This window comes from Streptacidiphilus sp. PB12-B1b, from assembly GCF_014084125.1.
GTDB lineage: Bacteria > Actinomycetota > Actinomycetes > Streptomycetales > Streptomycetaceae > Streptacidiphilus.
Map to the genome: position 1 here is coordinate 3,098,882 of NZ_CP048405.1, position 23,448 is coordinate 3,122,329.

At 73.2% G+C, this 23,448-nt stretch carries 21 protein-coding genes and 3 pseudogenes; 14 read left to right on the plus strand and 10 right to left on the minus strand.

Features of this window, described 5'->3' with window-relative positions:
* Nucleotides 1–27 precede the first annotated feature (27 nt).
* The 9 genes and pseudogenes from GXW83_RS14015 to GXW83_RS14055 all read left to right on the plus strand — a co-directional run bounded on the left by GXW83_RS14015 (nucleotide 28) and on the right by GXW83_RS14055 (nucleotide 7,813).
* The gene (locus tag GXW83_RS14015) at nucleotides 28–663 is read left to right on the plus strand and encodes a GNAT family N-acetyltransferase (RefSeq protein WP_182443399.1); all 636 of its coding nucleotides are present in this window, start codon (nucleotides 28–30) and stop codon (nucleotides 661–663) included.
* A 57-nt stretch (nucleotides 664–720) separates the two neighbouring features.
* Nucleotides 721–1,371 carry an O-methyltransferase gene (locus tag GXW83_RS14020; RefSeq protein ID WP_182443400.1) on the plus strand — a complete coding sequence of 217 codons (651 nt, stop codon included), beginning with the start codon at nucleotides 721–723 and terminating at the stop codon, nucleotides 1,369–1,371.
* Between the two features lie 228 nt (nucleotides 1,372–1,599).
* Nucleotides 1,600–2,901, plus strand: coding sequence for an MFS transporter (locus GXW83_RS14025; RefSeq protein ID WP_225446969.1), 1,302 nt, complete (start codon nucleotides 1,600–1,602; stop codon nucleotides 2,899–2,901).
* A 46-nt stretch (nucleotides 2,902–2,947) separates the two neighbouring features.
* Nucleotides 2,948–3,535 (plus strand): TetR/AcrR family transcriptional regulator, encoded by a 588-nt coding sequence (locus GXW83_RS14030; RefSeq protein ID WP_182443402.1) that lies wholly within the window; start codon nucleotides 2,948–2,950, stop codon nucleotides 3,533–3,535.
* A gap of 345 nt (nucleotides 3,536–3,880) precedes the next feature.
* On the plus strand, nucleotides 3,881–5,020 hold the full coding sequence (locus tag GXW83_RS14035; RefSeq protein ID WP_225446970.1) for a HoxN/HupN/NixA family nickel/cobalt transporter: 1,140 nt from the start codon (nucleotides 3,881–3,883) through the stop codon (nucleotides 5,018–5,020).
* Nucleotides 5,021–5,149: 129 nt separating this feature from the next.
* Nucleotides 5,150–6,124: pseudogene (locus GXW83_RS14040) on the plus strand (ABC transporter substrate-binding protein); the annotation flags it as partial.
* A 43-nt stretch (nucleotides 6,125–6,167) separates the two neighbouring features.
* Nucleotides 6,168–6,409, plus strand: a pseudogene (locus GXW83_RS14045) (hypothetical protein); the annotation flags it as partial.
* An 8-nt stretch (nucleotides 6,410–6,417) separates the two neighbouring features.
* Nucleotides 6,418–6,975: a TetR/AcrR family transcriptional regulator gene (locus GXW83_RS33985; RefSeq protein WP_225447482.1), complete on the plus strand. Its 558-nt coding sequence runs from the start codon at nucleotides 6,418–6,420 to the stop codon at nucleotides 6,973–6,975.
* A gap of 52 nt (nucleotides 6,976–7,027) precedes the next feature.
* Nucleotides 7,028–7,813, plus strand: coding sequence for an SDR family oxidoreductase (locus GXW83_RS14055; RefSeq protein WP_182443403.1), 786 nt, complete (start codon nucleotides 7,028–7,030; stop codon nucleotides 7,811–7,813).
* A 52-nt stretch (nucleotides 7,814–7,865) separates the two neighbouring features.
* On the opposite strand, the gene GXW83_RS14060 is transcribed toward GXW83_RS14055, so the two are convergent.
* Both GXW83_RS14060 and GXW83_RS14065 read right to left on the minus strand, forming a co-directional pair.
* Entirely contained in the window at nucleotides 7,866–8,486 is a 621-nt protein-coding gene (locus GXW83_RS14060) for a TetR/AcrR family transcriptional regulator (protein ID WP_182443404.1), read from the minus strand.
* Nucleotides 8,476–10,086 (minus strand): MFS transporter, encoded by a 1,611-nt coding sequence (locus GXW83_RS14065; protein ID WP_182443405.1) that lies wholly within the window; start codon nucleotides 10,084–10,086, stop codon nucleotides 8,476–8,478. The genes GXW83_RS14060 and GXW83_RS14065 overlap by 11 nt, the downstream gene beginning before the upstream one ends.
* Nucleotides 10,087–10,360: 274 nt before the next feature.
* Between GXW83_RS14065 and GXW83_RS14070 the strand changes: the two genes are divergently transcribed.
* The gene (locus tag GXW83_RS14070) at nucleotides 10,361–10,552 is read left to right on the plus strand and encodes a DUF6229 family protein (RefSeq protein ID WP_182443406.1); all 192 of its coding nucleotides are present in this window, start codon (nucleotides 10,361–10,363) and stop codon (nucleotides 10,550–10,552) included.
* 6 nt (nucleotides 10,553–10,558) lie between these two features.
* The gene (locus GXW83_RS14075; RefSeq protein WP_225446971.1) at nucleotides 10,559–13,555 is read left to right on the plus strand and encodes a type 2 lanthipeptide synthetase LanM family protein; all 2,997 of its coding nucleotides are present in this window, start codon (nucleotides 10,559–10,561) and stop codon (nucleotides 13,553–13,555) included.
* Nucleotides 13,556–13,640: 85 nt separating this feature from the next.
* Here the strand turns inward: GXW83_RS14075 and GXW83_RS14080 are convergent, their stop codons facing one another.
* Nucleotides 13,641–14,621 (minus strand): NADP-dependent oxidoreductase, encoded by a 981-nt coding sequence (locus tag GXW83_RS14080; RefSeq protein WP_225446972.1) that lies wholly within the window; start codon nucleotides 14,619–14,621, stop codon nucleotides 13,641–13,643.
* A gap of 142 nt (nucleotides 14,622–14,763) precedes the next feature.
* Between GXW83_RS14080 and GXW83_RS14085 the strand changes: the two genes are divergently transcribed.
* Both GXW83_RS14085 and GXW83_RS14090 read left to right on the plus strand, forming a co-directional pair.
* Nucleotides 14,764–15,147 carry a helix-turn-helix domain-containing protein gene (locus tag GXW83_RS14085; RefSeq protein WP_182443407.1) on the plus strand — a complete coding sequence of 128 codons (384 nt, stop codon included), beginning with the start codon at nucleotides 14,764–14,766 and terminating at the stop codon, nucleotides 15,145–15,147.
* Between the two features lie 155 nt (nucleotides 15,148–15,302).
* The gene (locus tag GXW83_RS14090; protein WP_182443408.1) at nucleotides 15,303–15,686 is read left to right on the plus strand and encodes a hypothetical protein; all 384 of its coding nucleotides are present in this window, start codon (nucleotides 15,303–15,305) and stop codon (nucleotides 15,684–15,686) included.
* A 38-nt stretch (nucleotides 15,687–15,724) separates the two neighbouring features.
* Here the strand turns inward: GXW83_RS14090 and GXW83_RS14095 are convergent, their stop codons facing one another.
* Nucleotides 15,725–15,877 carry a hypothetical protein gene (locus GXW83_RS14095; RefSeq protein ID WP_182443409.1) on the minus strand — a complete coding sequence of 51 codons (153 nt, stop codon included), beginning with the start codon at nucleotides 15,875–15,877 and terminating at the stop codon, nucleotides 15,725–15,727.
* Between the two features lie 818 nt (nucleotides 15,878–16,695).
* On the opposite strand from GXW83_RS14095, the gene GXW83_RS14100 reads away from it, so the two are divergent.
* On the plus strand, nucleotides 16,696–17,982 hold the full coding sequence (locus GXW83_RS14100; protein WP_182443410.1) for a YhgE/Pip domain-containing protein: 1,287 nt from the start codon (nucleotides 16,696–16,698) through the stop codon (nucleotides 17,980–17,982).
* A gap of 125 nt (nucleotides 17,983–18,107) precedes the next feature.
* On the opposite strand, the pseudogene GXW83_RS14105 reads toward GXW83_RS14100, so the two are convergent.
* The 6 genes and pseudogenes from GXW83_RS14105 to GXW83_RS14130 all read right to left on the minus strand — a co-directional run.
* A pseudogene (locus GXW83_RS14105) lies at nucleotides 18,108–19,136 on the minus strand (medium chain dehydrogenase/reductase family protein); the annotation flags it as partial.
* Between the two features lie 109 nt (nucleotides 19,137–19,245).
* Complete coding sequence (locus tag GXW83_RS14110) at nucleotides 19,246–19,812, minus strand: TetR/AcrR family transcriptional regulator (protein ID WP_182443412.1); 567 nt, start codon at nucleotides 19,810–19,812, stop codon at nucleotides 19,246–19,248.
* Nucleotides 19,813–19,945: 133 nt separating this feature from the next.
* A complete protein-coding gene (htpG, locus tag GXW83_RS14115) occupies nucleotides 19,946–21,874 on the minus strand; it encodes a molecular chaperone HtpG (protein ID WP_182443413.1) in 1,929 nt (642 codons plus the stop codon).
* 138 nt (nucleotides 21,875–22,012) lie between these two features.
* Entirely contained in the window at nucleotides 22,013–22,279 is a 267-nt protein-coding gene (locus GXW83_RS14120; protein ID WP_182443414.1) for a DUF4235 domain-containing protein, read from the minus strand.
* A complete protein-coding gene (locus GXW83_RS14125) occupies nucleotides 22,276–22,743 on the minus strand; it encodes a hypothetical protein (protein ID WP_182443415.1) in 468 nt (155 codons plus the stop codon). Before GXW83_RS14125 ends, GXW83_RS14120 begins: the two co-directional genes overlap by 4 nt.
* A 232-nt stretch (nucleotides 22,744–22,975) precedes the next feature.
* Nucleotides 22,976–23,404 (minus strand): hypothetical protein, encoded by a 429-nt coding sequence (locus GXW83_RS14130; RefSeq protein ID WP_182443416.1) that lies wholly within the window; start codon nucleotides 23,402–23,404, stop codon nucleotides 22,976–22,978.
* Between the last annotated feature and the right edge of the window lie 44 nt (nucleotides 23,405–23,448).

The following is a 23,448-nucleotide window of genomic DNA, read 5'->3' on the forward strand; positions in this document are numbered from 1 at the left end:
GCAACCCCTTCACCGGAAAGGCCCGTCATGCCCGTCGAGTCCCTCGGCACCGCCGCCACCGACGGCAGCCCGCAGACCCGTTCCCGCACCGGGGCCGCCACCGCGCCCCGGCCCGGGGAGCACGGGCTCGAGGTGCGCCCGGCGGTGCTGTCGGATCCGCTGGTCCAGCCGCTGCTGCGGGAGCTGGAGTACGAGTACAGCACCCGCTACCCCGCGCTGGCCGACGCCGGCCGCGAGCTGGAGCGCTACCCGGCCGAGGAGTTCGAGCCCGCCCACGGCGGCCTGCTGGTCCTGCTGCTGGAGGCGGGCGAGCCGGTCGCGGGCGGGGCGTACCGCCGCTACGACCCGCGCACCGCCGAGCTGAAGCGGATCTGGACGCACAGTGCGCACCGGCGGCGCGGCCTGGCCCGGCGGGTGGTGCGGGAGCTGGAGCTGGCCGCCGAGGCGGCCGGGTACCAGCGGGTCTACCTGACCACCGGCCCGCGCCAGCCCGAGGCCAAGGGCCTGTACCTGGCCACCGGCTACACCGCGCTGTTCGACGTCGAGGCCGACCCGGAGAGCCTGGGCGGCCCGCTGCCCTTCGCCAAGTCGCTGACCGGCGCCGAGGCGGTGCGTCCCGAGGACTTCCGGCCGACGCCCCGGGTCGACTTCGGCAGCCGGTAGCCGCCGCGCACCGGACAGGGCCTTAAAGAGACGAGACGTTGCGTCTAGCCTAGGGCTATGACGAACTCCTTGAGCTCTCCCTCCCTTCAGGCTGTGCTGGACCGGCTGTTCGCCGCGGCCGACCGCGACGACGACACCCCCGCCCCGTGGCCCGCGGGGGTGTCGTACGAGTCCGCCTCCGCGCAGCAGCGGGCGGAGATCATGCAGGACGTGTACATGCCGATCTCGGCTCAGGGCGGCAACCTGCTCTACGCCCTCGCGCGCTCCTGCCGCCCGCAGACCGTGGTCGAGTTCGGCACCTCCTTCGGCATCTCCACGATCTACCTGGCCGCCGCGGTGACCGACAACGGCGCCGGACACGTCTTCAGCACCGAGCTCAGCGCCGCCAAGGTCCAGGCCGCACGGGCCAACCTGGACGCGGCCGGGGTGGGCGGCGCCGCCACCATCCTGCCCGGCGACGCCCTGGCCACCCTGGCGGAGATCCCCGGCCCCGTCGGCCTGGTGCTGCTGGACGGCTGGAAGGACCTCTACCTGCCGGTGCTCAAGCTGCTCGAGGACCGGCTCAGCCCCGGTGCGCTGGTGGTGGCCGACGACATCACCCTCGCCGGCACCGCCCCCTACCTCGCCCATGTCCGCGACCCGGCCAACGGCTACGTCAACGCCACCTTCCCGGTCGAGGACGGGATGGAGATCAGCTGCCGCGTCTGACCTCAGGCGCCATGGAGCCGCCCGCGGTGCGGCAGCGAGCCGGGCAGGCCCGAGAATGTTCCCGGTGACCCCCGGGCTCCTGTCCGCGCCCGGGGCGGCGCACCTTCTTTTCCGACGTCGACCGGGGCGCGACCGTGCCCTCCAGGGAGCTGAGCACTGATGTGTGCGGCCTGCGGTATACCCACCCACATCCTCGAATCCGAGGCCCCGCCACCGGCCCCGGCGCCGGTGCCCGGGCCGGCGGCCTCGCGGAAGTTCGCCGCGCTGCGCAACCGCGACTGCCGCCCCTACCTGATCGGCGCCGCCCTGGCGATGATGGCCGACAACATCGAACACGTCATCACCTACTGGGTGCTGTGGCAGAAGTTCCACTCGGTGGCGCTGACCGGCTTCGAAGTGGTCAGCCACTGGGTGCCGTTCCTGCTGTTCTCGGTGTACTTCGGCTCGCTGGCCGACCGCTACGACTGCCGTCGGCTGATCCAGGGCGCCCAGGTCCTGTTCATGCTCGTCTCCGCCGCCTGGGGCGTGCTGTTCCTGACCGGCTCGCTCCAGGTGTGGGAGGCGTGCGTGCTGCTGGTCCTGCACGGCTGCGCCGGATCCCTGTGGGGGCCGGGGGAGCAGCTGATGCTGCACGACTTCGTCGGCCGGGAGGACCTCCCCAGCGCGGTGCGGCTCAATGCCACCTTCCGCAGCCTGGGCATCCTGTTCGGGCCGGTCGTCGGCTCCGCGCTGCTGCTGGGGCTCGGCCCCACCGCCGGGATCTTCGCCAACATCGCCTTCTACCTGCCGCTGACGCTGTTCCTGTTCCGTACCCGCTTCACCGGGCACCTGCGCGACGGCGTGGTCGCCCGGGCGCGCGTGGGCATGCTGGACTCGCTGCGGGTCTTCCGCGACGTCCGCTCCGACCGCACCCTGGTCAGCATGATCATCCTGGCCGGACTGGGCTCGTTCTTCGTCGGCGCGTCGCTGCAGACGTCCATGCCGATCTTCGCCCACGACCTCGGCGCGGGCGGCGCCGGGCTGGCCTACGGCTCGCTGCTGTTCGCCAACGGCGCCGGCGGGGTGATCGGCGGGATCCTGCTGGAGGCCACCGGCCGGATCAGGCCGAACGTGCCGGTCGCCGTCGCCAGCACCGCCGTCTACGGCCTGACCGTGCTGGTCTTCGCGGTCACCTCCAGCTACCTGCTGGCGCTGCTGATGCTGCTGGTCAGCGGGGTGGCCAACCTGGCGTCCATGTCCATCGGGCAGACCGTGGTGCAGCTGCGCGCCCCGGCCGCCGACCGCGGCCGCATCGTCGGCCTGTACGGCGTGTCCGCCAACGGGCTGCGCGCGGGCAGCGGCTTCACCGTGGGCCTGCTCGGCGCCGCCGTCGGCGTGCACGTCTCGCTCGGCGTCAGCGCCGCGGCCCTGTGCGCGGGCACCGCCGCGGCGGGCTACCTCGCGCTGCGCGACCGCAGTGACGGCAGCGGCCTCGGCGACCGCAGTGACACCGGTGACCGCAGCGCCCTGAGCGGACAGGCCGGTGCGTAGAGTCGACGCGTACCGCAGCAGCGGACGCGGCTGACAAGGAGGAGACATGGGGCACCCGCACCGTGGCAACCGGCACGGGCGCAGCGAACAGGCCCGGGAGGCGGTCCTGGAGGCCGCCGACGGGCTGCTGGTCGAGAAGGGCTTCGCCAGCGTCACGATGGAGGGCATCGCCACGAGCGCGGGCGTCGCCAAGCAGACCATCTACCGCTGGTGGAAGACCAAGACCGAGGTGCTCCTGGACGCCTTCCTCGAGGACGCGGCGGAGTCGCTCACCCCGCCGGACCACGGCGACCTGGGCCGCGACCTGCGCGACCACCTGCGTCAGGTGGCCGTGTTCCTCAGCGAGTCGGACGCCGGGGCCGTCTTCAAGGCCCTGCTGGGGCAGGCGCAGCACGACCCGGCCTTCGCCGCCGTGCTGCGCGAGCGCTACCTGGACGAGCAGGGCCGGCGCGACCTCCTGCCGCTGCAACGCGCCCGGGAGCGCGGCGAACTCCCCGACGGCTTCGACCTCCAGGCCGAGACCGACCAGCTGATCGGTCCGATCCACTACCGGGCGCTGGTGACCGGCGGCCCGCTCGACCCCGCGTTCACCGACGGCCTGGTCGACCACCTGCTGCGCCGCCTGCCCTCCTGACCGCCCCCGGGGCCGGGCCGGGCCGTAGCCACGGTCCGGCCCGGCCCGGGCGCACGGGCTGCTCAACACCTCACCAGATATGCAGCCTTGTAGGCGTTGTCCGGCAGCCCCTACGATGACGAGGTCCCGACCGCCGTCGGGGCGGCGCAGCCTCAGCGAAGCCCGGTTCGAACCCGGTACTGTCCCGCAACGGTGAAGCCCCCTCAGCCCTGTGCCCAGGGGGACGAGTCCGGTCGCCTGCGGCTGCGTCCACGGAACCCCGCCTCGCAGGAGGGCGGGACCGGCCCAGGCCGCCACGGCTGGTCCAGGCCCGCCCGACCGTGAGCATCCCGAGGAGGATGCCCAGTGTCAGCCCTGACCGCCAAGACCCGATCGATCGTGCACGCGCTGCACCCGTCCGAATGGGCCAGACTCGGGGTCATGACCCTGGTCATCCTGGCTCTGAACGGCTTCGGCTGGGGAATCTTCATCTTCACCGTGCTGCCGCACCACTTCCACTACCAGAAGCTGGGCGTGGGCCTCGGCGTCGCCTTCACCGCCTGGACGCTGGGCGCCCGGCACGCCTTCGACGCCGACCACATATCCGCGATCGACAACGTCACGCGCAAGCTGATGGCCGAGAAGAAGCGCCCGCTGGGCACCGGCTTCTTCTTCGCGCTGGGCCACTCCACCATCGTGGTCACCGTCGGGGTGGGCATCACCATCGCCGCCAAGGCGGTCTTCGGCGCGGTGGTGGACCCCAACTCCACCTACGAGACCCTCGGCGGGATGCTCGGCACGCTCACGTCGGCCGGGTTCCTCTACCTGATCGCGCTGCTGAACCTGATCGTCCTGGCGGGCATCGCCAAGGTCTTCCGCGACATGCGCCGCGGCACCTTCGACGAGGAGGAGCTGGAACGCCGGCTCCAGGCCCGCGGCCTGATGTGGCGCTTCTTCGGACGCTTCATGCGCTCCATCAACCACACCTACCAGATGTTCTTCGTCGGCCTGATCTTCGGCATCGGCTTCGACACCGCCACCGAGGTGGTGCTGCTGGCCGCGACCGCCTACGCCGCCACCTCCGGCCTGCCCTTCTACGCCGTGCTGACCCTGCCGCTGCTGTTCTCCGGCGGCATGACGCTGTTCGACACCCTCGACGGCTGCTTCATGAACTTCGCCTACGGCTGGGCCTTCGCCAAGCCGGTCCGCAAGGTGTACTACAACCTGGTCATCACCGGCCTGTCCATCGCCGCCGCCTTCCTCATCGGCACCATCGAGGTGCTCGGCGTGCTCACCAGCGAGCTGCACCTGACCGGCGGCTTCTGGGACTTCATGGCCGACTTCAACATCAACGAAGCCGGTTTCGCCATCGCCATCCTCTTCGCCGTCACCTGGATCGTCGCCTACGCCTTCTGGCGCTTCGGCAACGTCGAGAAGCGTTGGCAGAAGGGCCTGAACCCGGCCGCCCTCCCCGCCGCTGTCGAGGAGGCCCGGTCGGCGGGCTGACAGAAGCAGCCGTCGGGTCAACCTCCTTCCCTGTCCGAGGACTTGGCTGCCGGGTCGGCTCCGTCGTGCCCGGCCCCGGCCAGGACCGTCGCGCTGGTCGCGCCCTGCCCCTTGCGCTGCCCCCTCCTGGTGAGGTTAGCCGGACCGGACCGGCAGGAGCCGCCCAGTGAACACCCTCACGCCCACCCGGCCGACCGCCGACGCCACCACCACCGCCGACGCCGCCACCGACGTCGTTCTGCGGCCCACCCGCCGCGTCCTGCTCGGCTCGGCCGTCGCGGGCAGCGCCCTGCTCGGCCTGACCGCCTGCGGCAGCGGCCACGGCAGCCGGGCCGCCGCGCCCGCGTCCGGACCGGCCCCGGCGAACCGGCTGGTGGCACGGCCACGGGCAGGGTCACCGTCCTGGCGGCGCCGAGGCGGATCGTCACCATCCAGCCGTCGGCGCTGGCCACCGTGCTGGACGTCGGCCTGGGTGTGGTCGGCGCCTACGACCAGGGCGCGGAGTACATATCGCCGCGCTACCGGGGGCGGTGGCAGGCCGCCGCGAAAGTCGGCACCGGCGGCCAGATCGACCTGGAGAAGGTCGCCGCGCTCCGCCCCGACCTGGTCATCGGGGTGGACTACGCCTGGAACACCAGCGTCTCCAGCCAGCTCTCGGCGATCGCCCCGACCGTCATCGCACCCGGCGACGACTGGCAGGACACCGCCCGCACCGTCGCGGACGCGGTCGGCGGCGGCGCCCGGCTGGACGCCCTCGCCGCCCAACTGGCCAAGCGCAGCCAGGCGATCCGTACCGGGTACGCCGCGCTGCCGGCCCGCTACCGCTGGGACATCCTCCAGGGCGGCTTCGACACCGGTCAGTACTGGCTCTACGGGCCGCAGTCGGACGCCGGACGCATCCTGGCGGGCGCGGGGGTGCGCTTCGCGCGCGGCCGCGCGGCCAGCCCGGGCAACGGCGACCGCTCGCTGTCCTACGAGGACATCGACGTCCCGGCCGACGCCGACGTGATCGGTTTCTACTCCGACTACGACGGAACGCCCCACAACGACGGCCCGCAACTGTTCGCGCAGAGCGGCTTCACGGAGCTCGCGGCGGTCCGGGCCGGGCGGCTGGTGCCGTTCCCGGACGTCCTGCCCGGCGGCTACAAACCAGGCCGCGCGCTACGCCACGCACCTGATCGCCATGCGCGACGGCCGGGTGGTGGCGCAGGGCGCGCCGCGCGACGTCGTCACCGCCGACCTGGTCGAGCGGGCCTTCGACCCGCCCTGCCGGGTGATCGAGGATCCGGAGGAGGGGCCCCGCTGGTGGTGCCCGCAGCGCGCCGCCGGACGGCAGCGCCGGTGGCGGCGGCGGAGGGCTCTCGAACGTTCCGACAAACTATGCAATGATTGTCTGCATGTTGGAAGACGAGAGGGTCGAGGCCATCCTCGACGCGGCCTACGACTGCTTCCGGATCCACGGGGTGCGGCGTACGACCATGGAGGACATCGCCCGGCGGGTCGGGCTGTCCAGGCCGGTGGTCTACCAGTACGTGCGCAACAAGGAGGACGCCTTCCACCGCCTGGCCGCCCGCCTGCTCCAGGAGACCCTGGAGAGGTTCCGGGCGGCCCTCGCCGGTGCCGGCTCGCCGACCGAACGGCTGGTCGCGGCCCTCGGCGCCAAGGTCGACCTGACCCTGCGGGTCTGGCGGGAGAGCCCGCACGCGCAGGAACTCCTGGGTGAGGGCGTCCAGTTGACCTCCGACCTGCTGGAGGACTTCCACGCCGCCCTGCGCCGGGAGCTGGTCGCCGCCGTCGAAGCCGACCTGCCGGACGCCGACGCCCCCGAGTTCGCCGAGCTGCTGCTGGCCCTGGCCCACGGGCTGGAGGTGCACGGCGCCGACCCGGACGTCCCGCTGCGCCGCCTGCGCCAGGGCGTGACCCTGCTCGTCGCCGGACTGCCCGGCAGCCGCTGACCGGCGGCCCGCCGACCCCGTCCCGCCACCCTCGCCCGAGAAAGCCGAACCCATGGACTTCACCGGCCGTACCGCCCTGATAACCGGCGCCAGCTCCGGCATCGGATCCGCCTTCGCCGACGCGCTCGCCGCGCGCGGCGCCCACCTGGTCCTGGTCGCCCGGCGCGAGGACCGGCTCAACGCCCTCGCCGACGAGCTGCGCGCCCGCCACGGCCACGACGCCCATGTCGTCGCCGCCGACCTGGCCGCCCCCGGCGCCGGTGCCCGGCTCGCCGCCGAGCTCCAGCGGCGCGGCCTGAGCGTCGACGTCCTGGTCAACAACGCCGGTGTCGCCAGCCACGGCGACCTGGCCGACACCGACCCGGACCGGCTGACCGGGCAGATCCAGCTCAACGTCACCACCCTGACCGACCTGACCCGCGCCTGCCTGCCCGGCATGCTCCGGCGCGGGTACGGGGCGGTCGTCAACGTGGCGAGTTCCGCCGCCTACCAGCCGGTCCCGCACATGGCCGTCTACGCGGCCACCAAGGCGTACGTGCTCAGCTTCACCGAGGCCCTGTGGGCGGAGACCCGGCGCACCCCGGTGCGGGTGCTGGCCATCTCCCCGGGGGCCACCGAGACCGAGTTCTTCGACATCGCCGGGGAGGCCGCGCGGGTCGGACGCACGCAGACGCCCGCCGCCGTCGTCGCCACCGCGCTGCGCGCGCTCGACCGCAGGAGCGGCCCCGCCAGCGTCGTCAGCGGCCTCGGCAACGCCGTCAACGCCGTCGCCGTCCGGCTGGTGCCCCGGCGCACCGCGGTGCTGGTCACCGGACGCCTGACCCGCGGCAACGCCTGACCTGCGGCCCGCCCGCCCCGCGGCAGCGCCTGGCCCGCGCCGTCGCCGCAGGTCAGCGCGGGGTACGGGAGATCCCGAAGAGGATCACGTCGACCAGCTCGGCGGCGATCTCCTCGGCCGGGCCCTGGGGCACCGAGCTCTCGATGGAGCGGGTGATCAGCGGCCCGGACAGCATGTTGCCGATGGCGTCCGGATCGACGTCCGGGCGCAGCTCCCCGCTGGCGATCCCGGCGCGGACCACCTGGCGCATCGCCTCCCGGCGCGGCTCGATCACGTCGGCGTAGTAGCGTTCGCGCAGCTGCGGGTACTTCAGCCCGGCGGCCATCACCCCGTTGATGATCTGGGTGGCCCGGACGTCCTGGAGCCGGGTGACCAGCGCGCTCAGCACCAGGATCATCCTCTCCCGGGTGTTCGCCCCGGTGACGGCGGGGACCGGCCGGTTGAGCGAGGCCAGCGCGTCCACCAGCAGCGCGTCCTTGTTGGGCCAGCGCCGGTAGACGGTGTTCTTGCCGGCTCCGGCGCGGGCCGCGATGGCGTTGATGCTGATGTCGCCCAGCTCGGTGCCCTCGGCGAGCAGGTCCAGCGCGGCCTGCAGGATGGCGAGTTCGGAATCGGTACTGCGCGGCCGCCCCCGGGTGGGGCGGCCGCCGGGTTCCGGTGCCTCAGTCGACAACGGGCACCTTCTCGTCGGCCCGCGTCTGCGCGGGGACGCCTGCCGCGCCCGGGGCGCCGTGGGCCAGGGCGTTGCGGCCGGGGAGCCAGAGCAGGGCGATCAGCACGCCCAGCGCTCCGACCGTGACCGAGCCGTACACGGCCAGGTGCATGGCGTGGACGAAGGCGTCGTTCGCGGGCCGGAGCAGCGGCTCGGCGCGGGGGCCGACCTTCTCCACGAACGCCTGGGTGGCGGTGATCGAGCCGGAGAGGTTCTTGACCGTGCCCGGGCTCGAGTGCAGCTGCGGCACGGAGTTGAGCACGGGGGTGATCTGGCTGCGGTAGGCGGAGGTGAGGATCGATCCGAGGACCGCGACCCCCAGCGCGCCGCCGACCTGGCGGACGGTGTTGTTGATGGCCGAGCCCTCACCGGCCTTCTCGCGCGGCACCGAGGCCATCACCGCGGCGGTGGCCGGCGGCATCACGTTGGCCATGCCCATGCCCATGGCGAACAGGGCGATCTCCAGGCGCCAGATCGGGGTGCCGGTGCCGACGAAGGCGTAGTAGCCCAGGGCGAGCGTGACCAGGGCCATGCCGGTGGCGGTGACCGCCTTGTGGCCCAGGCGCTTGACCAGACCGGCGCTGCGCGAGGAGAAGATCAGCTGGGCCACCGCCAGCGGGATCAGCAGCACACCGCACTTCAGCGGCGAGAAGCCGCGCACGGCCTGCATGTAGAACGAGAGGAAGAAGGTCATGCCCATCAGGGCGAAGAAGACCAGGCCGACGACGGCCACGGCGGCGGAGAAGCTCCGGTGCCGGAACAGCTTGACGTTGAGCGCGGGGTGGTCGGTGCGGCGCTCCCACAGCACGAACAGCACCAGCAGCAGCACGCCGAGGGCGATGATGCCGAGCGCCTCGGGCTTGAGCCAGCCGATGTCGCCGGCCCGGATGATGCCGTAGACGAAGGCGGTGATTCCGGCGATGGACAGCGGCACGCCGACCGGGTCGAACTTGCCCGGCCTGGGGTTCTTGGAGTCCGGGACGAGGAAGACCATCAGCGCGACGGCGAGCACCACGATCGGGATGTTGACCAGGAAGACCGAGCCCCACCAGAAGTGCTGGAGCAGGACGCCGCCGGTGATCGGGCCGATGGCGATGGCGATGCCGACGGCGCCGGACCAGATGCCGATGGCCTTGGCCCGCTCCTTGGGCTCGAACACGTTGGAGATGATGGCCAGCGTGGTGGGCATGACCGCCGCGCCGCCGACGCCCATCAGGATGCGCGCGCCGATCAGCTCGCCCGGCGTCTGCGAGTAGGCAGAGGCCAGCGAGGCGATGCCGAACACCGTCATGCCGAGCAGCAGCAGCTTCTTGCGGCCGATCCGGTCGCCCAGGACGCCCCAGGTGAACAGCAGCCCGGCGAAGGCCAGGGTGTAGGCGTTGGTCGCCCATTCCAGGTCGGTCTCGGACGCGCCGAGGCCCTTCACCGGGTCGGCGATGGTCTTGAGGGCGACGTTGAGGATGCTGGAGTCGAGGACGACGACCAGCAGGCTCAGCACCAGGACGCCCAGGATCATCCAGCGGCGCTTGTGCACCGTGGGATCGACTGCGGGTGTGGTCATGGGGAGTTTCCGATCACTGCGATTACGAGACTTCTTAGTATCGAAAACAGTAGCACGATTTACGAGACTGGCAAGGTCCGTAAATCGGAGGGTATGCGAACGGTCGTCCCGGCCGCCGCCGCGCCCGCGCCCGCCGGGGTCGAGAATTCGCCAGTTCACTTGCCTCCCACCGCTGCTGACGTTGTATCAAGTCATCGCCGCCGGGGTCTGGTGTCGGCGTCGGTGAGCCGCGAGACTGGCGGCGCACACCCATCCGCCAAGAGGGGAGTCACCCATGCACACCGTTCTTGAGGAAGCCGAGCTGACCGTCGCCGCGTGGCGCGACGGCACCGCCGACCACAGCCCGGCGGGCCCGCTGTTCACCAGCGGCGCGTACGCCGAGTCGGAGCTGACCGCGTCGGGCGCGGTACGCACCATCCAGTGCGGCACGGCGTGTTCGTACTCGGCGGGCCGCGAGTGCTGTTGAGCACCCGTGCCTGATCCGACACCCGTCGGTTTCGAACCCGTGCTGGACCGCCTGCTGGAGCCGGCCTCTGCCGACCTGGCGGCCCGGCTCGGGGACGTCCCCGGGCTGGAACCGAGCGAGCAGGACGCCATCCGCGAGGGCGCGGCCCGCGCCCTCGGCGCGAGCGTGCTGCGCAAGGTCAACCGGGTGCTGCTGCTGGAACTCAACGCCGCCCGCGTCTCCGGACGGCTCACCGCCGCAGACCCCGCCGCGCGCTGGGACCAGTGGATCGCCGAAGCCTGCCGCCCCGGCTTCTGGGAGGCGCTGACCGACCACTACCCCGGCCTGCTCCGACGCCTGCGCGCGGTCATCGGCAACGCCTGCGACGCTGCGCTCACCACCGGCGTCCGCTTCGCCGAGGCCCGCGACTCGCTGGCGCGGCTGCCCGGCGCCGGAAGCGGCACGCTGACCGGCATCACCTTCGGCGCGGGCGACACCCACCGCGGCGGACAGAGCGTCGCCCTGCTCACCACCACGACCGGGCAGGTCGTCTACAAACCGCGCTCCGTCGACGTCGACACCCGGCTCGCCCGGCTGCTCGACACCGTCATTGCCGGACACCCGGCCGGTACCCGGATCCGGGTACCGCAGGTGCTGGCCCGGCCGGACCACGGCTGGTCCGAGCACGTCCAGCACCGCTACTGCGCGGACGAGCGCGAGCTGAACGCCTTCTACCTGGGCATCGGCCACTGGCTCGCGGTCATGCGCCTGCTCGGCGGCAGCGACCTGCACGCGGAGAACGTCATCGCGGCCGGCCCGGTGCCCGTGGTCGTGGACTGCGAGACCCTGTTCACCCCGCACACCGCCGTCGTCCCCTCCGGCTACGGCCGCGCCGTCGACCGCGCCGCCGAGCTCCTCGGCGACAGCGTGCTGCGCATCGGACTGCTGCCCGGACGCGGCCAGGCCCTGGGCTGGCGCGGCGTGGACCTCTCCGCCGTCGGCTCCCTGCCCGGCCAGCAGCCGGTCCTCTCCATGCCGGTCATCGTCGGCCTCGGCACCGACGAGGCCCGCATGGACTACGCGCAGGTGCCGATCGCCGCCTCCCGCAACCACCCGAGCCCCGATCCCGTCCTGCACCGCTACTGGGACCGGGTGGTCGAGGGCTTCACCGGGCTGACCGAGGAACTGCACCGGCTCGACCGCTCCGGGCACCTCGCCGAACCGCTGGCCGCCTTCGCCGACTGCCCGGTCCGGGTGGTGGTCCGGGCGACCGAGACCTCCCAGGAGCTCGCCCGGATGCTGTGGCACCCGGCCTCCCTGCACGACGAGCCCGCCTCGGTCGAGCGGGCCCGCGCGCTGCTGGCCGGACACGCCGCCAACGCCTCCGCCGCCCCCGGCGACCTGGCGGTGATCAAGGCCGAAGTCGCCGACCTGCTCGACGGCGACGTACCGGTCTTCACCACCACTCCGCGCGAGGGGCGGCTCACCGGCCCCCGGGGCACCGGCTTCGGACCCGCCCGCGACCTGATCGCCGACACCCTCGGACGCTGGCGCGCCGACGACTCCGTCCTGGACCGGCAGGTCATCCAGGGCACCCTGGTCAGCGCCTACCTCAACGAGGGCTGGCTGCCCGACCGCAAGCCGATGCGGCCCGCCCGCGTCACCGCCGAGCAGCTGGACCGGCGCCGACGCGACCAGGCGTCCGCCATCGTCCGTCGGCTGCGGGACGCCGCAATCCGCGCCGACGACGGCACCGTCGCCTGGATCGCACCGGTGCTCGACGGCACCGGCTGGTCCATCCAGCCCATGGCGAACGACCTGTACGGCGGCCTGTCCGGCGCGGCCGTCCTGCTCGCCGCCTACCGGTTCGAAGCCGCCCGGGGCCGGGCCGACGCCGTCGACGGCCTGGACGTCCTGCTCGCCGACACCCTGCGCACCCTGCGCGCGACCGAGGCCCAGGAGGAGCGCGACCGGGCCGGGAGCATGGCGCTGCGGCCCGACGCCCCCGGCGGCTTCGTCGGCCTCGGCTCACGCATCTGGGCCTGGCTGCTGCTGGGCCGCATGGACGCCAGTGGCGTCGAACCGGAGCAGGCGCTGGCCCGGGCGCTCCGCCTGGCCGGGCGCCTGCCCGAGGCGGTCGCGGCGGACGACGCCCTCGACCTGTTCCGGGGCATGGCCGGGGCCGTCGTCCCGCTGCTGCGGCTGGCCCAGTACTCCGGCGAGCCCCGCTGGTCGGCGCTGGCCGACGACACCGGCACCCGCCTGGTGCGCGCCGCCGACGTCCGCGCCGCCGACACCGGATCGGCCGGTGGCGGTGGCGGCGGGAGCGCCGGAGCCGGTACCGCCGGTGCCGGTACCGCCCGCTGGGGCAGCCCCCACTTCCCGGACGGCGTCGGCGGCATGGCGCACGGCGCGACCGGCATCGGCTGGGCGCTGGCGCGGCTGGCCGCTGCGGACACCGGCGTCCAGGAGGTGACCGCGGCCGTCGGCCGGACCGCCGAGGCGGCCTTCGCCTTCGAGGAGAGCACCTACGACCCGGCCCTGGCCGGCTGGATCGACCTGCGGGCCCCCGGCCACACCGGAGCCGCCTGGTGCCACGGCGCCGGAGGCATCGGCCTGGCCGCCGTCGACCTGATCCGGCACGGCCGCGACCCCGACTGCGGCCCCGACCGCCACCGCGACCGGTGGCGCGACGTGCTGCGCCGGGCCGCCGCCTCCTGCTGGGCCGACGGGGTCGGCTGGAACCACACCCTGTGCCACGGGGACTTCGGCGTCTGGGAGGTGGTCGACCACGCGCTCTCCGCCGGCGTGGCCCCGGTCGGCCTGGACCGTCCCGCCCTGGACGCGCACCTGATCAGCGGCCTGGAGGAGTACGGCCCGATCAGCGGCCTGGCCCGGGACACCTTCGCACCCGGCCTGCTGCCCGGCGTCGGCGGCATCGCCTACCAACTGCTGCGGATGCACCCGGACAGCCCACTCCCCTCGGTCCTGCTACCCGACCCCGGCCACCCCACCCCGCTCTGACCGCCCGCTCTGCCCCGCGCGGGGCAGCCCGTGCGGGGGCAGCGCGGCGGCCCGGCTCGGGTGCGCCCGGGTCAGGGGGCAGGGGTCAGGGGGCCACCCGCAGCACCAGCTTGCCCCGGGTGCGGCAGGTCTCGCCCCGGCTGTGGGCCTGGCCCACCTGCTCCAGCGGGAACACCTCCTCGACCTCCACCGCCACGGCCCCGGCGTCCACGAGCCCGGCGATGTGGGTCAGCGCCGGGCCGTCGGGCTCCACCAGGAAGGCACTGACCCGGACGCCGCGAGCCTCCGCCGCCTCGCCCAGCTCGGCGGAGACCCCGGCCGGGACCGCGACCAGCAGGCCGCCGGGGCGCAGCACCTGGAGCGAGCGGGTGCTGGTGCGGTCGTGGCCGTCGCCCACCAGGTCGATGACCACGTCGACGTCGTCGATGACGTCCTCGAACCGGACGGCGGTGTAGTCGACGAGCTCGTCCGCGCCGAGCTTGGTCAGCCAGTCGTGGCTCCGGGCGCTGGCGGTGCCGATGACGTGCGCGCCCAGGTGCTTGGCGAACTGGACGGCGAAGTGCCCCACCCCGCCCGCGGCAGCGTGGACCAGCACCCGCTGGCCGGGACGCAGGTCGGCGGTGTCCACCAGGGCCTGCCAGGCGGTCAGCGCGGCCAGCGGTACGGCGGCCGCCTGCTCGTGCCCGAGCGCGGCGGGCTTGCGGGCGAACTGGCGGGCCGGTGCGGTGACGTACTCGGCGTAGCCGCCGGCCGCGCGGGGGAACCACGGCATGCCGTAGACCTCGTCCCCGGGCTTGAGAGTGGTCACCCCGAAACCGATCTCCTCCACCACCCCGGACACGTCCCAGCCGAGGGTGAACGGCGGCTCGCCGAGCACCTGGGCCATGCCGGAGCCGGCGCGGGTCTTCCAGTCCACCGGGTTGATCCCGGCGGCGTGCACCCGCACCAGGACCTCCGTCGGCAGCGGCGCGGGCCGGGGCACCTGCGCCACCCGCAGCACCTCCGGGCCGCCGAAGCGGTCCTGGATCACGGCGCGCATGGTGGGCGTGGACGGGGGAGTGGACATACGGCAGCTCCAGTACAGGCGGAACGGCGGGAGACCCGGGCCTGGGCCTCCCCGGTGATGTCGGCGACGGTATCCCCGCGCCTATAGTTACCCGCAAGGTCCACTACTTTCCATCGGGAAGTTTCCTGGTGAGAGGTGTCCCATGACGATGAACTGCGAGTCCGGCCAGCACGGCGACCACGATGTCTACACCGCCCAGTGCCCCTGCCGCGCCATGCTGGACCTGCTGGCCAACAAGTGGTCCGCGCTGGCCATCGGCGCGCTCGAAGAGGGGCCGCGGCGCTTCGGCGAGCTGCAGCGGACGCTGCAGGGGGTCAGCCCCAAGGTGCTCACCCAGACCCTGCGCCGCCTGGAGGACTCCGCCCTGCTGACCCGCACCGTCTACCCCGCCGTGCCCCTGCACGTCGAGTACGCGCTCACCCCGCTGGGCCGCAGCGCCGCCGTCCCCCTCGGGCTGCTCCGCAGCTGGGTCGAGGAGAACCTCGACCGCACCGCAGCCGCCCCCTGCGACCCGGTGGCCGGCTGACGGCGCGTTCCGCCGGTGATGACCAACTCGCTTGCAGAGAAAGTGAATTCAGGCTGCCAGGACGGTGAACCCATCCCAGATTCTGTCGTGTCCATGGATAGAGTCTCATGTCCGGATCCGCGCTGGACGGACCCGGCCTCCGAAAGGACGACAGGATGAGCATCACCCGTTCCGTCAAGCGCCTGACCACCGCCCTGGCCTGCTCCGTGCTCGCGGCAGGGGCCCTCGTCGGCGTCAACGCGACCAGCGCCTCCGCCTCCACCATCAGCAACGGCTACGTGCAGCTCTGCGCCCAGGGCGACTACCCGGCCTACATCGTCTTCCCCTACCGCGGCGGCTTCTCCAGCACCATCGTCCAGCCCAAGACCTGCTGGTACACCTACATGGGCGGCAACTCCTGGGAGCCGATCGACATCTACGGCCTCGGCAACAACAGCGTCATCCCGATCGGCGAGGTCTGGTACGACGGCAGCGTCTCCGGCATCGGCATCGGCGCCGAAGGCTACGCCTCGGACAACCCCTACTACTGGACCTGGTAACCCGCCCCACCCCTGCCCGCCTCGCGCCGCTGGTGCGGTCAGCGCGCGGCGGCGAAGGCGCGGACCAGGTGGGTGAGGCTGTCCAGGACGGCCGGGATGTCGGAGGGGTCGGCCCGGAGGACGGCGGCCAGGCCGAGGGCCAGGACGGTGCCGATGACGGCCAGCAGGACGGTCAACACGGAAAGCTGCACGGTGGACTCCCAGAGGACGGGCCGCCGGCCTGTGGTGCCGGCGGCGTTGGCCCCAGCACAGGCCACCGGGCGGCGGTCCGGCGCGTCCGGTCGCCGTCCGGAGCGTCAACTACGCTGGTGGCCCGGCACTTTCCGGTGTCCGGGGCGCCGGACGCACCGGACGCCCGGGGCGACCTGCGGACTGGGGGAGCGGTGCAGGACGAGGCGGCGGAGCGGCTGCGAGGCAGTTCGCGGCACTGCTCCACGCGGCGGGCGATCCGACGCTGACGGAGATGTTCGGCTGGGCCGAGCAGGCGCGGGCCGCGCTGGAGCGCAGCTCGGGCCGGAGGGTGACCGCCCGGAAGCCGGCCAGGTCCACCCTGAACGACTGGGCCACCGGGAAGCACATCCCGAGCCCGACCCACTCGGCCTACTTCCTGCTCCTGGTCACGGCCCTGTCCGAACGCGCGGCCGCTGCCGGGGCGCCCGGGCACCGCACCCGGCGCCGGGACGAGTGGCTGAGCCTGCTGAACGGCGCGCAGACCGCCCCGCGCACCGGGCGGCCCGCACCGTTGGTTCGCCGGCGCCGCCGAGCGCGGATCGCTCCCGGCGGCCCGCTTCCTGGCCCGTGTGCTGGAGCAGTCGGGCGGCTCGTCCGATGCCCACGAGCAGGAGCAGGAGCAGGAGCAGGAGCAGGAGCAGGAGCAGGAGCAGGAGCAGGAGTGACGTCGTTCTGATGCTGCATCAAGTGTCGTTCCCCGCTCCCGCGCGCGGTTCGTCCTATGGTGGTCCAGCGCCGGGTGGCGGTGCCCGTGGAAGCGGCTGATTCGTGGAGTGGTATGGCAACCGGGTTCCCCGCACGCGCCCCCGGGCCGGACGCGTCCGCCGGACGCGTGCTGCGTCGCTGGAAACTGTGGATCGCCCCAGGGGTGTTGAGCGCCCTGGCGGTCCTGCTGCTGTCGCTGCTCTACATGGGTGGCATCCTCACCCCCACCAGCAGCCTGCACCGGCTGCCGATCGCCCTGGTGGACGCGGACACCGGCGCTCCGCTGCCGGGTCAGGCCACTGATCTCGGGGCCCAGGTCAGCGCTGCCATCCTGGGATCGAGCCCGGCCGGGCAGGTGCAGTGGCGGCAGGTCGGCGCCGCCGAGGCGCAGGACCAGCTGGCGTCCGGCAGGGTCTACGGGGCGCTGCTGATCCCGCCCGGATTCACCGCCGAGGTAGCCCGACTGACGACCGGTCAGGCAACGGTGCGGCCGACGCTGACGGTGCTGACCAACCCCGGCTCGGGCAGCCTGGGCTCCTCGCTGGCCAGCCAGATCACCCAGAAGGCGGCCGGGCAGGCGTCGGCGGCCATCGGGAAGCAGCTGAGCACCTCGCCCGCACTGGCGGGGGCGGACGCCACCACCCGGCTGCTGCTGGCGGATCCGGTCGCGGTCGTGACCACGGTCGGGCACCCCATCGGCGCCCACAGCGGCCTGGGGCTGACTGCGTTCTACTACACGCTGCTGCTGGTGCTGGGCGGTTTCATCAGCGCCAACGTGGTGCACAGCGCGGTGGACACCTCGCTCGGCTACGCGGACAGCGAGATCGGCCCCTGGCACACCCGGCGGCCCACCGTGCCGATCAACCGGACGCAGACGCTGCTGGTGAAGATGGGCATGACGGCGGGCCTGTCGGTGCTGGCGACGTCCCTGATCATGGTGGCGACCATCGCCGTGCTGGGCATGGACGCCCCGCACCAGGCGCTGCTGTGGCTGTTCTCGATCTGCGCCTGCCTGACGGTCGGGCTGGGCGCCCAGGCCATCAATGCCGCCTTCGGCGGGATCGGGCAGCTGGTGTCGATGTTCGTGTTCATCGCGCTGGCGCTGCCCTCCTCCGGGGCCACGGTGCCGCTGGAGGCCACCCCCGGCTTCTACCACTTCCTCGCGGCCTTCGAGCCCATGCGGCAGGTGGTCGGCGGCGTCCGGTCGATCCTCTACTTCGACGCGCGCGCCGACGCCGGCCTCACCCGGGGCTGGATCATGATCGCGGTCGGTTTCGTGGTCGCGCTCGTCTTCGGCTTTGCGATGACCGGCTACTACGACCGCAAGGGCCTGGCCCGGATGGTGCCGCAACCCGGCTGACCCGGCCCGGAGCGGCTCCCATTCCCGACCCGGGGCGGCTCCCGCCCGGACGGCCCCGGACGGCCCCGTCCGGTGCGGGCCGCGGCTCCGCTCGGCGTCCCTCGCGGCGCTGCCACGGCCGGTTGCGGGATCAGCACGACCTTGCCGCTGACCGTGCCGGACTCGGCCAGGCGCAGCGCCTCGGCGGCCCGGGCCAGGGGGAGTTCGGCGGCGATGCCCGCGGTGACCTCGCCCCGCTGCATGGCCGCGAAGACCTGGCCCAGGTCGGTGCGCAGGCGGGCGCGGAAGCGGTCCCGGGCGAGGGCCTTGCCGGCCCAGACGTTGTAGAAGCAGGCGTGCCGCCGGTTGGGCAGGGCGTTCCACATCCACACCCGGCCGAGGAGCTTCAGCACGGGCCACTGCTTGGAGCCGCTGTCGTCGCGGGTCGAGGCGCTGCCGTAGGAGACGAGGGTGCCGCCGGGGGCGAGCAGGTGCCAGGAGTCGGTCAGGCCCCGGCCGCCGACGTGGTCGAAGGCCGCGTCGACGCCACCGGGCGCCAACTCCCGCACCCGCGCCGGGAGGTCCGGGTCGCGGTAGTCGACGGGCGCCACACCCCGGGCGCGCAGCGCGTCGTGGTGGCGGGCGGAGGCGGTGCCGACGACCCGTACCCCGGCGGCCAGCGCGAGCTGCACCAGGATCGAGCCCACGCCGCCGTTGGCCCCGTGCACCAGGACGGTCTGCCCGGCGCGCACCCGGGCCCGGCGGTGCAGCATCTGCCAGGCGGTGATGCCGTTGACGACGGCGGTCTCCGCCTCGGCCGCGCTGATCCCCTCCGGCACCGGGACCAGGTCGGCCGCGTCCAGCAGGACGTGGCTGGCCCAGCCGCCGGTCTTGGTCAGCGCCGCGACCCTGCTGCCCGCCAGGCCGCCGGGGACTCCCGCGCCGACCGCCTGCACGGTGCCGACCAGGTCGTACCCGGGGACGAACGGGAAGGGCGGCTGGTCGTAGTAGCGGCCCCGGCGCATCTGCTGTTCGGCGAAGGAGACCCCGGTCGCCTCCATCCGGACCAGCGCCTGGCCCGGACCGGGGGCGGGCACCGGGCCGAGCCGCAGTTCCAGCCCCTCCGGCTCGACCTCGCCGGGTAGGACGACCTCGACACGCTCTTCGATCCTCATCACAGACCTCCGTGGATTTCCTGGCTTTGTCGGCATTGATTGTGTGGTCGATCACTCACTCTTTGGCCCGAAGGCAGGGCGGAGCATGCTGCTCCGCCCGGTGGTGCGTTCAGTAGTGCCGGATGTCCGCCGTCAGCGTCCTCGCCCAGGGGGCGTCCACCTCGTCCGCGCCCATGGACACGATCAGGTGGCACAGCATGCCGCGCGCGAAGAAGTCCTGCACCTGGTGCTCGCTGCCGCCTGAGGCCCCGCGCACGTACTCCACCGTGCGGGCGTAGCCCTGCCGGACGGCGTCGCGCACCGCCGGCTCGGACACCGCCGCCGCCTGCGCGTGCAGCTGCACCAGGACCAGGTCGCTGTCGGTGATCAGCCGGGCGTAACTGTCGCCCATGGCGCCGAGCACCGCCTCCGGGCTGCTGCCCGGGGCCTCGGCCGCTGCCTGCTCCAGGCAGCTGCGGACCAGCCGGAAGCACTGCTCGACCACGGCCACGAACAGCGATTCCTTGTTGGGGAACAGCCGGTAGACGTAGGACTGGGAGATGCCTGCCTCCCTGGCGACCTCCGTCGTGGTGGTACCGAAGTAGCCGCGGGTGGCGAAAGTGCCGATCGCCGTGCGCAGCACGGTCTCGCGGCGCTCCTCGGCGGTGGACAGCTGGCGGATGCGTTCCGGACTCATAGGAGTAATCAACCACTCACACCTGTGGGTGTCAAGTTCCGGGGGAGTCGACCAGTCCGGTCGGAAGGTCGACGCCCCGCGGTGGCCGGCAGGTCGGGCCGACCGGCCACCGCGGGCAGAGTGCCGGGCGCGGTTACAGGGCGCGCTCGGCGCGCTCCGCCACCAGCTTGATGAAGCGCGAGGGGTCGGCCAGCTGGCCGCCCTCGGCCAACAGCGCCATGCCGTACAGCAGTTCGGCGGTCTCGGCCAGGGCCGGCTCGTCCGCCCGCTCGCCGTGCGCCTTGTTCAGGCCGCTGACCAGCGGGTGGTCGGCGTTGAGCTCCAGGATGCGCTTGCTGTGCGGGATCTCCTGCCCCATGGCGCGGTAGAGGTTCTCCAGGGCCGGGGTCGCGTCGTGGGTGTCCGACACCAGGCAGGAGGGCGAGACGGTCAGGCGAGCGGAGAGCCGCACCTCCTTGACGTCCTCGCCCAGCTGTCCGCCCATCCAGCTGAGCAGCTCGGCGTACTCCTGGCGGCGCTGCTCGCGCTCCTCGCCCTTCTCCTGCTCCTCCTCCGCGCCCAGCGGGACCTCACCCTTGGCGACCGAGCGCAGCTCCTTGCCCTCGAAGCCGGTGACCGCCTCGACCCACACCTCGTCGACGGGGTCGGTGAGCAGCAGCACCTCGACGCCCTTGGCCCGGAACGCCTCCATGTGCGGGGAGTTCTCGATGACCTGCCGGGACTCGCCGGTCAGGTAGAAGATGTGCTCCTGGCCCTCCTTCATCCGCTCGACGTACTGCTTGAGCGTGGTCGGCGCCTCCGGGGCGTGGGTGGAGGCGAAGGAGGAGACGGCGAGGATGGTCTCGCGGTTGTCGTCGTCGCTCAACAGGCCCTCCTTGAGGACCCGGCCGAACTCGCCCCACAGCGTGGCGTAGCGCTCGGGCGAGCCGGTCATCATCTCCTTGACCGTGGAGAGCACCTTCTTGGCCAGGCGCCGGCGCATCAGCTGGATCTGGCGGTCCTGCTGCAGGATCTCCCGGGAGACGTTGAGCGAGAGGTCCTGCGCGTCCACCACGCCCTTCACGAAGCGCAGGTACGGCGGCATCAGCGCCTCGCAGTCGTCCATCACGAAGACGCGCTTGACGTACAGCTGGATGCCGCGCTGGTAGCCCTGGCTGAACAGGTCGTGCGGCGCGTGCGCCGGGACGAACAGCAGCGCCTGGTACTCGAAGGTGCCCTCGGCCTGCAGCCGGATGGTCTCCAGCGGGTCGTTCCAGTCGTGGCTGATGTGCTTGTACAGCTCGTGGTACTCGTCGTCGGTGACCTCGTCGCGCGAGCGGGCCCAGAGCGCCTTCATGGAGTTGAGGGTCTCCGGCTCGCGGGGGGCGGCGTCCGCCTCCTCGGCCTCGCCCTCGGCGGCGGGCGGCGGGGTCGGCGCGGCCATCCGGATCGGCCAGGTGATGAAGTCCGAGTACCGCTTGACGATCTCGCGGATCTTCCAGGGCGCGGTGTAGTCGTGCAGCTGGTCCTCGGTGTCGGCCGGGCGCAGCCGCAGGGTCACGGTGGTGCCCTGCGGGGCCTCCTCGACCCGTTCCAGGGTGTAGGTGCCCTCGCCGCTGGAGGTCCAGCGGGTGCCCTCGCTCTCGCCGGCCCGCCGGGTGAGCAGCTCGACCTCGTCGGCCACCATGAAGCTGGAGTAGAAGCCGACGCCGAACTGCCCGATCAGGCCCTCGGCGGTGGCCTCGTCCTTGGCGCCCTTCAGCTCCTTGACGAACTTGGCGGTGCCCGAGTTGGCGATGGTGCCGATGAGCTGGATGACCTCGTCGTACGACATGCCGATGCCGTTGTCGCGCACGATCAGGGTGCGCGTCTCCCGGTCCGCCTCGATCTCGATGTGCAGGTCGGACACGTCGGCGCCGAGGTCCTGGTCGCGCAGGGCCTCCAGGCGCACCTTGTCCAGAGCGTCCGAGGCGTTGGAGATGAGTTCGCGCAGGAACACGTCCTTGTTCGAGTAGATCGAGTGGATCACCATCTGCAGCAGCTGGCGCGCTTCCACCTGGAACTCGAACGTCTCAGTCGCCACCACTGGGAAGTCCTCCTCGGGTCGTCGGATGACGGGAACTGACCCGAGCACTGTAGATCAATCCGCGGCCCCCGCGTCCCGCCCTCCTCCGGATCCGGTGACCGGGGGCGGCGGGCAGGCGCGGGGGAGTGCGGCCGGTCAGCCGGGCCAGGTGCCGGTCAGCCGCTGGGTGGCGGCGGCGCCGCCCCGGTCGACGGCGGCCTTGACCACGGCGAAGATCGCCCCCTGCAGCGCTGCCGCCAGCAGGATCTCCTGCCAGCCGCGCTCGCGGTCGGTGGCCTCGGGGGCGGAGTCGCCGTGGCCGGTCAGCTTCCACGCCTGCTTGAACACGGCCCCGGCGAGCAGGCCGCTGACGGCGCCCAGGGCCATCCCGACGGGCTTGTAGGCGATCCGTGCGGCATTCATCGACGCCCCCTGCGGACGAGCGCGGCCAGCACGGCCGCGATGCAGAGCGCCGCCGCGATCACGGCGGCGGGGTGGCGGCGGGCGACGGCCCCGGCCTGGTCGGCCGCCGCGCCCACCTGCTCGGGCGTGGCCGCCCGGGCCCTGGCCGCCAGGGCGGTGCTGCGGTCCCCGAGGCCGGAGGCCACCGCCGCCGACTTGTCCAGCGCGGGCTGCGAGGTCACGCCGTGGACCACGTGCACGGCCTGGGCGACGGTGTGCCGGGCCGTCTCCTGCGCCCCCGAGGCGGCGTCCTTCACCTGCGAGCCCAGGGCGGCGCCGGTGGCCTTGGCCCGGGCCCGCAGCTCGGCCTGGTCGCTCGCACTCTCCACCACCCGGCCCAGGCGCCTGCGCGTCCCCTTGGCCGCCTGCCTCAGCTCGCTGCTGACGTCCGTGCTGCGGTTGGCATGTCGTCGGCTGGAAGTCATCGCTGCGTCTCCTCCTTCAATCTTTGGTGCCTTCGTGCCTTCGTTGCTTTTGTCGCCGGTCCCGGCTCCGGGCCGCTGCCTCTGCGCAGGTCGGCCGCGCTGCACGCCTACCCCTGCGCGCCGGGGTCAAGCTGCCGCGCCTGAGCAGGGCGGCAGGGCCGCCGACAGCCGGGCGGTGCGGTCGGGCCGGGGCCCGGGGACGGCAGTAGCCCGGCGGCGGGCGGCCCGGCGTTCACGGCGCCTCCGCCTCGGTCAGCACCGGCTCCAGCCGGGAGCGCTGCGGAATGAGCGAACGGGCCGTCAGCACCGCTGCGCCGTCGGCCTGGTGGACCTGCGCCACCCGGCCGACCGGCGGCCCGGAGAGCAGCGCCGCAGACCAGGCCGCTGCCACGCCCGCGCTGGGCCGGGTCGGTTGCGCGGCGGCGCTGAGCAGCGCCCCGGGGCAGGCCCGGGCCGCCGTGCGCGCGTGGGCCGCCGGGCCGAGCGTGGGCCGGGCCGCGCGGTGCACCGCCCAGGCCCCGGCCGCGCCGAGCGCGGACGCTGCCGCCCCCACCACGGCCCCCAGCGGCGCGACCGTGCTGACGAAGACCAGGTAGAGCCCGAACAGCAGCGCCCACCAGGCGGCCAGCTCGACGGCCAGGCGCAGCCCGGGACTCGGCATCGGCGTTCTCCTCGGGTTCCGTGGTGTGTTGGGGGGCGTCTTCC

What these genes read in the sequence shown, in the direction of transcription:
- GXW83_RS14015 (WP_182443399.1), top strand. Translation starts at nt 28, where the DNA reads ATGCCCGTCGAGTCCCTCGGCACCGCCGCCACCGACGGCAGCCCGCAG.
- GXW83_RS14055 (WP_182443403.1), top strand. Translation starts at nt 7,028, where the DNA reads ATGGACTTCACCGGCCGTACCGCCCTGATAACCGGCGCCAGCTCCGGC.
- GXW83_RS14090 (WP_182443408.1), top strand. Translation starts at nt 15,303, where the DNA reads ATGAGCATCACCCGTTCCGTCAAGCGCCTGACCACCGCCCTGGCCTGC.
- GXW83_RS14020 (WP_182443400.1), top strand. Translation starts at nt 721, where the DNA reads ATGACGAACTCCTTGAGCTCTCCCTCCCTTCAGGCTGTGCTGGACCGG.
- GXW83_RS14120 (WP_182443414.1), bottom strand. Translation starts at nt 22,279, where the DNA reads ATGAATGCCGCACGGATCGCCTACAAGCCCGTCGGGATGGCCCTGGGC.
- GXW83_RS14065 (WP_182443405.1), bottom strand. Translation starts at nt 10,086, where the DNA reads ATGACCACACCCGCAGTCGATCCCACGGTGCACAAGCGCCGCTGGATG.
- GXW83_RS14030 (WP_182443402.1), top strand. Translation starts at nt 2,948, where the DNA reads ATGGGGCACCCGCACCGTGGCAACCGGCACGGGCGCAGCGAACAGGCC.
- GXW83_RS14130 (WP_182443416.1), bottom strand. Translation starts at nt 23,404, where the DNA reads ATGCCGAGTCCCGGGCTGCGCCTGGCCGTCGAGCTGGCCGCCTGGTGG.
- GXW83_RS14080 (WP_225446972.1), bottom strand. Translation starts at nt 14,621, where the DNA reads ATGTCCACTCCCCCGTCCACGCCCACCATGCGCGCCGTGATCCAGGAC.
- GXW83_RS14110 (WP_182443412.1), bottom strand. Translation starts at nt 19,812, where the DNA reads ATGAGTCCGGAACGCATCCGCCAGCTGTCCACCGCCGAGGAGCGCCGC.
- GXW83_RS33985 (WP_225447482.1), top strand. Translation starts at nt 6,418, where the DNA reads ATGTTGGAAGACGAGAGGGTCGAGGCCATCCTCGACGCGGCCTACGAC.
- GXW83_RS14125 (WP_182443415.1), bottom strand. Translation starts at nt 22,743, where the DNA reads ATGACTTCCAGCCGACGACATGCCAACCGCAGCACGGACGTCAGCAGC.
- GXW83_RS14085 (WP_182443407.1), top strand. Translation starts at nt 14,764, where the DNA reads ATGACGATGAACTGCGAGTCCGGCCAGCACGGCGACCACGATGTCTAC.
- GXW83_RS14100 (WP_182443410.1), top strand. Translation starts at nt 16,696, where the DNA reads ATGGCAACCGGGTTCCCCGCACGCGCCCCCGGGCCGGACGCGTCCGCC.
- GXW83_RS14070 (WP_182443406.1), top strand. Translation starts at nt 10,361, where the DNA reads ATGCACACCGTTCTTGAGGAAGCCGAGCTGACCGTCGCCGCGTGGCGC.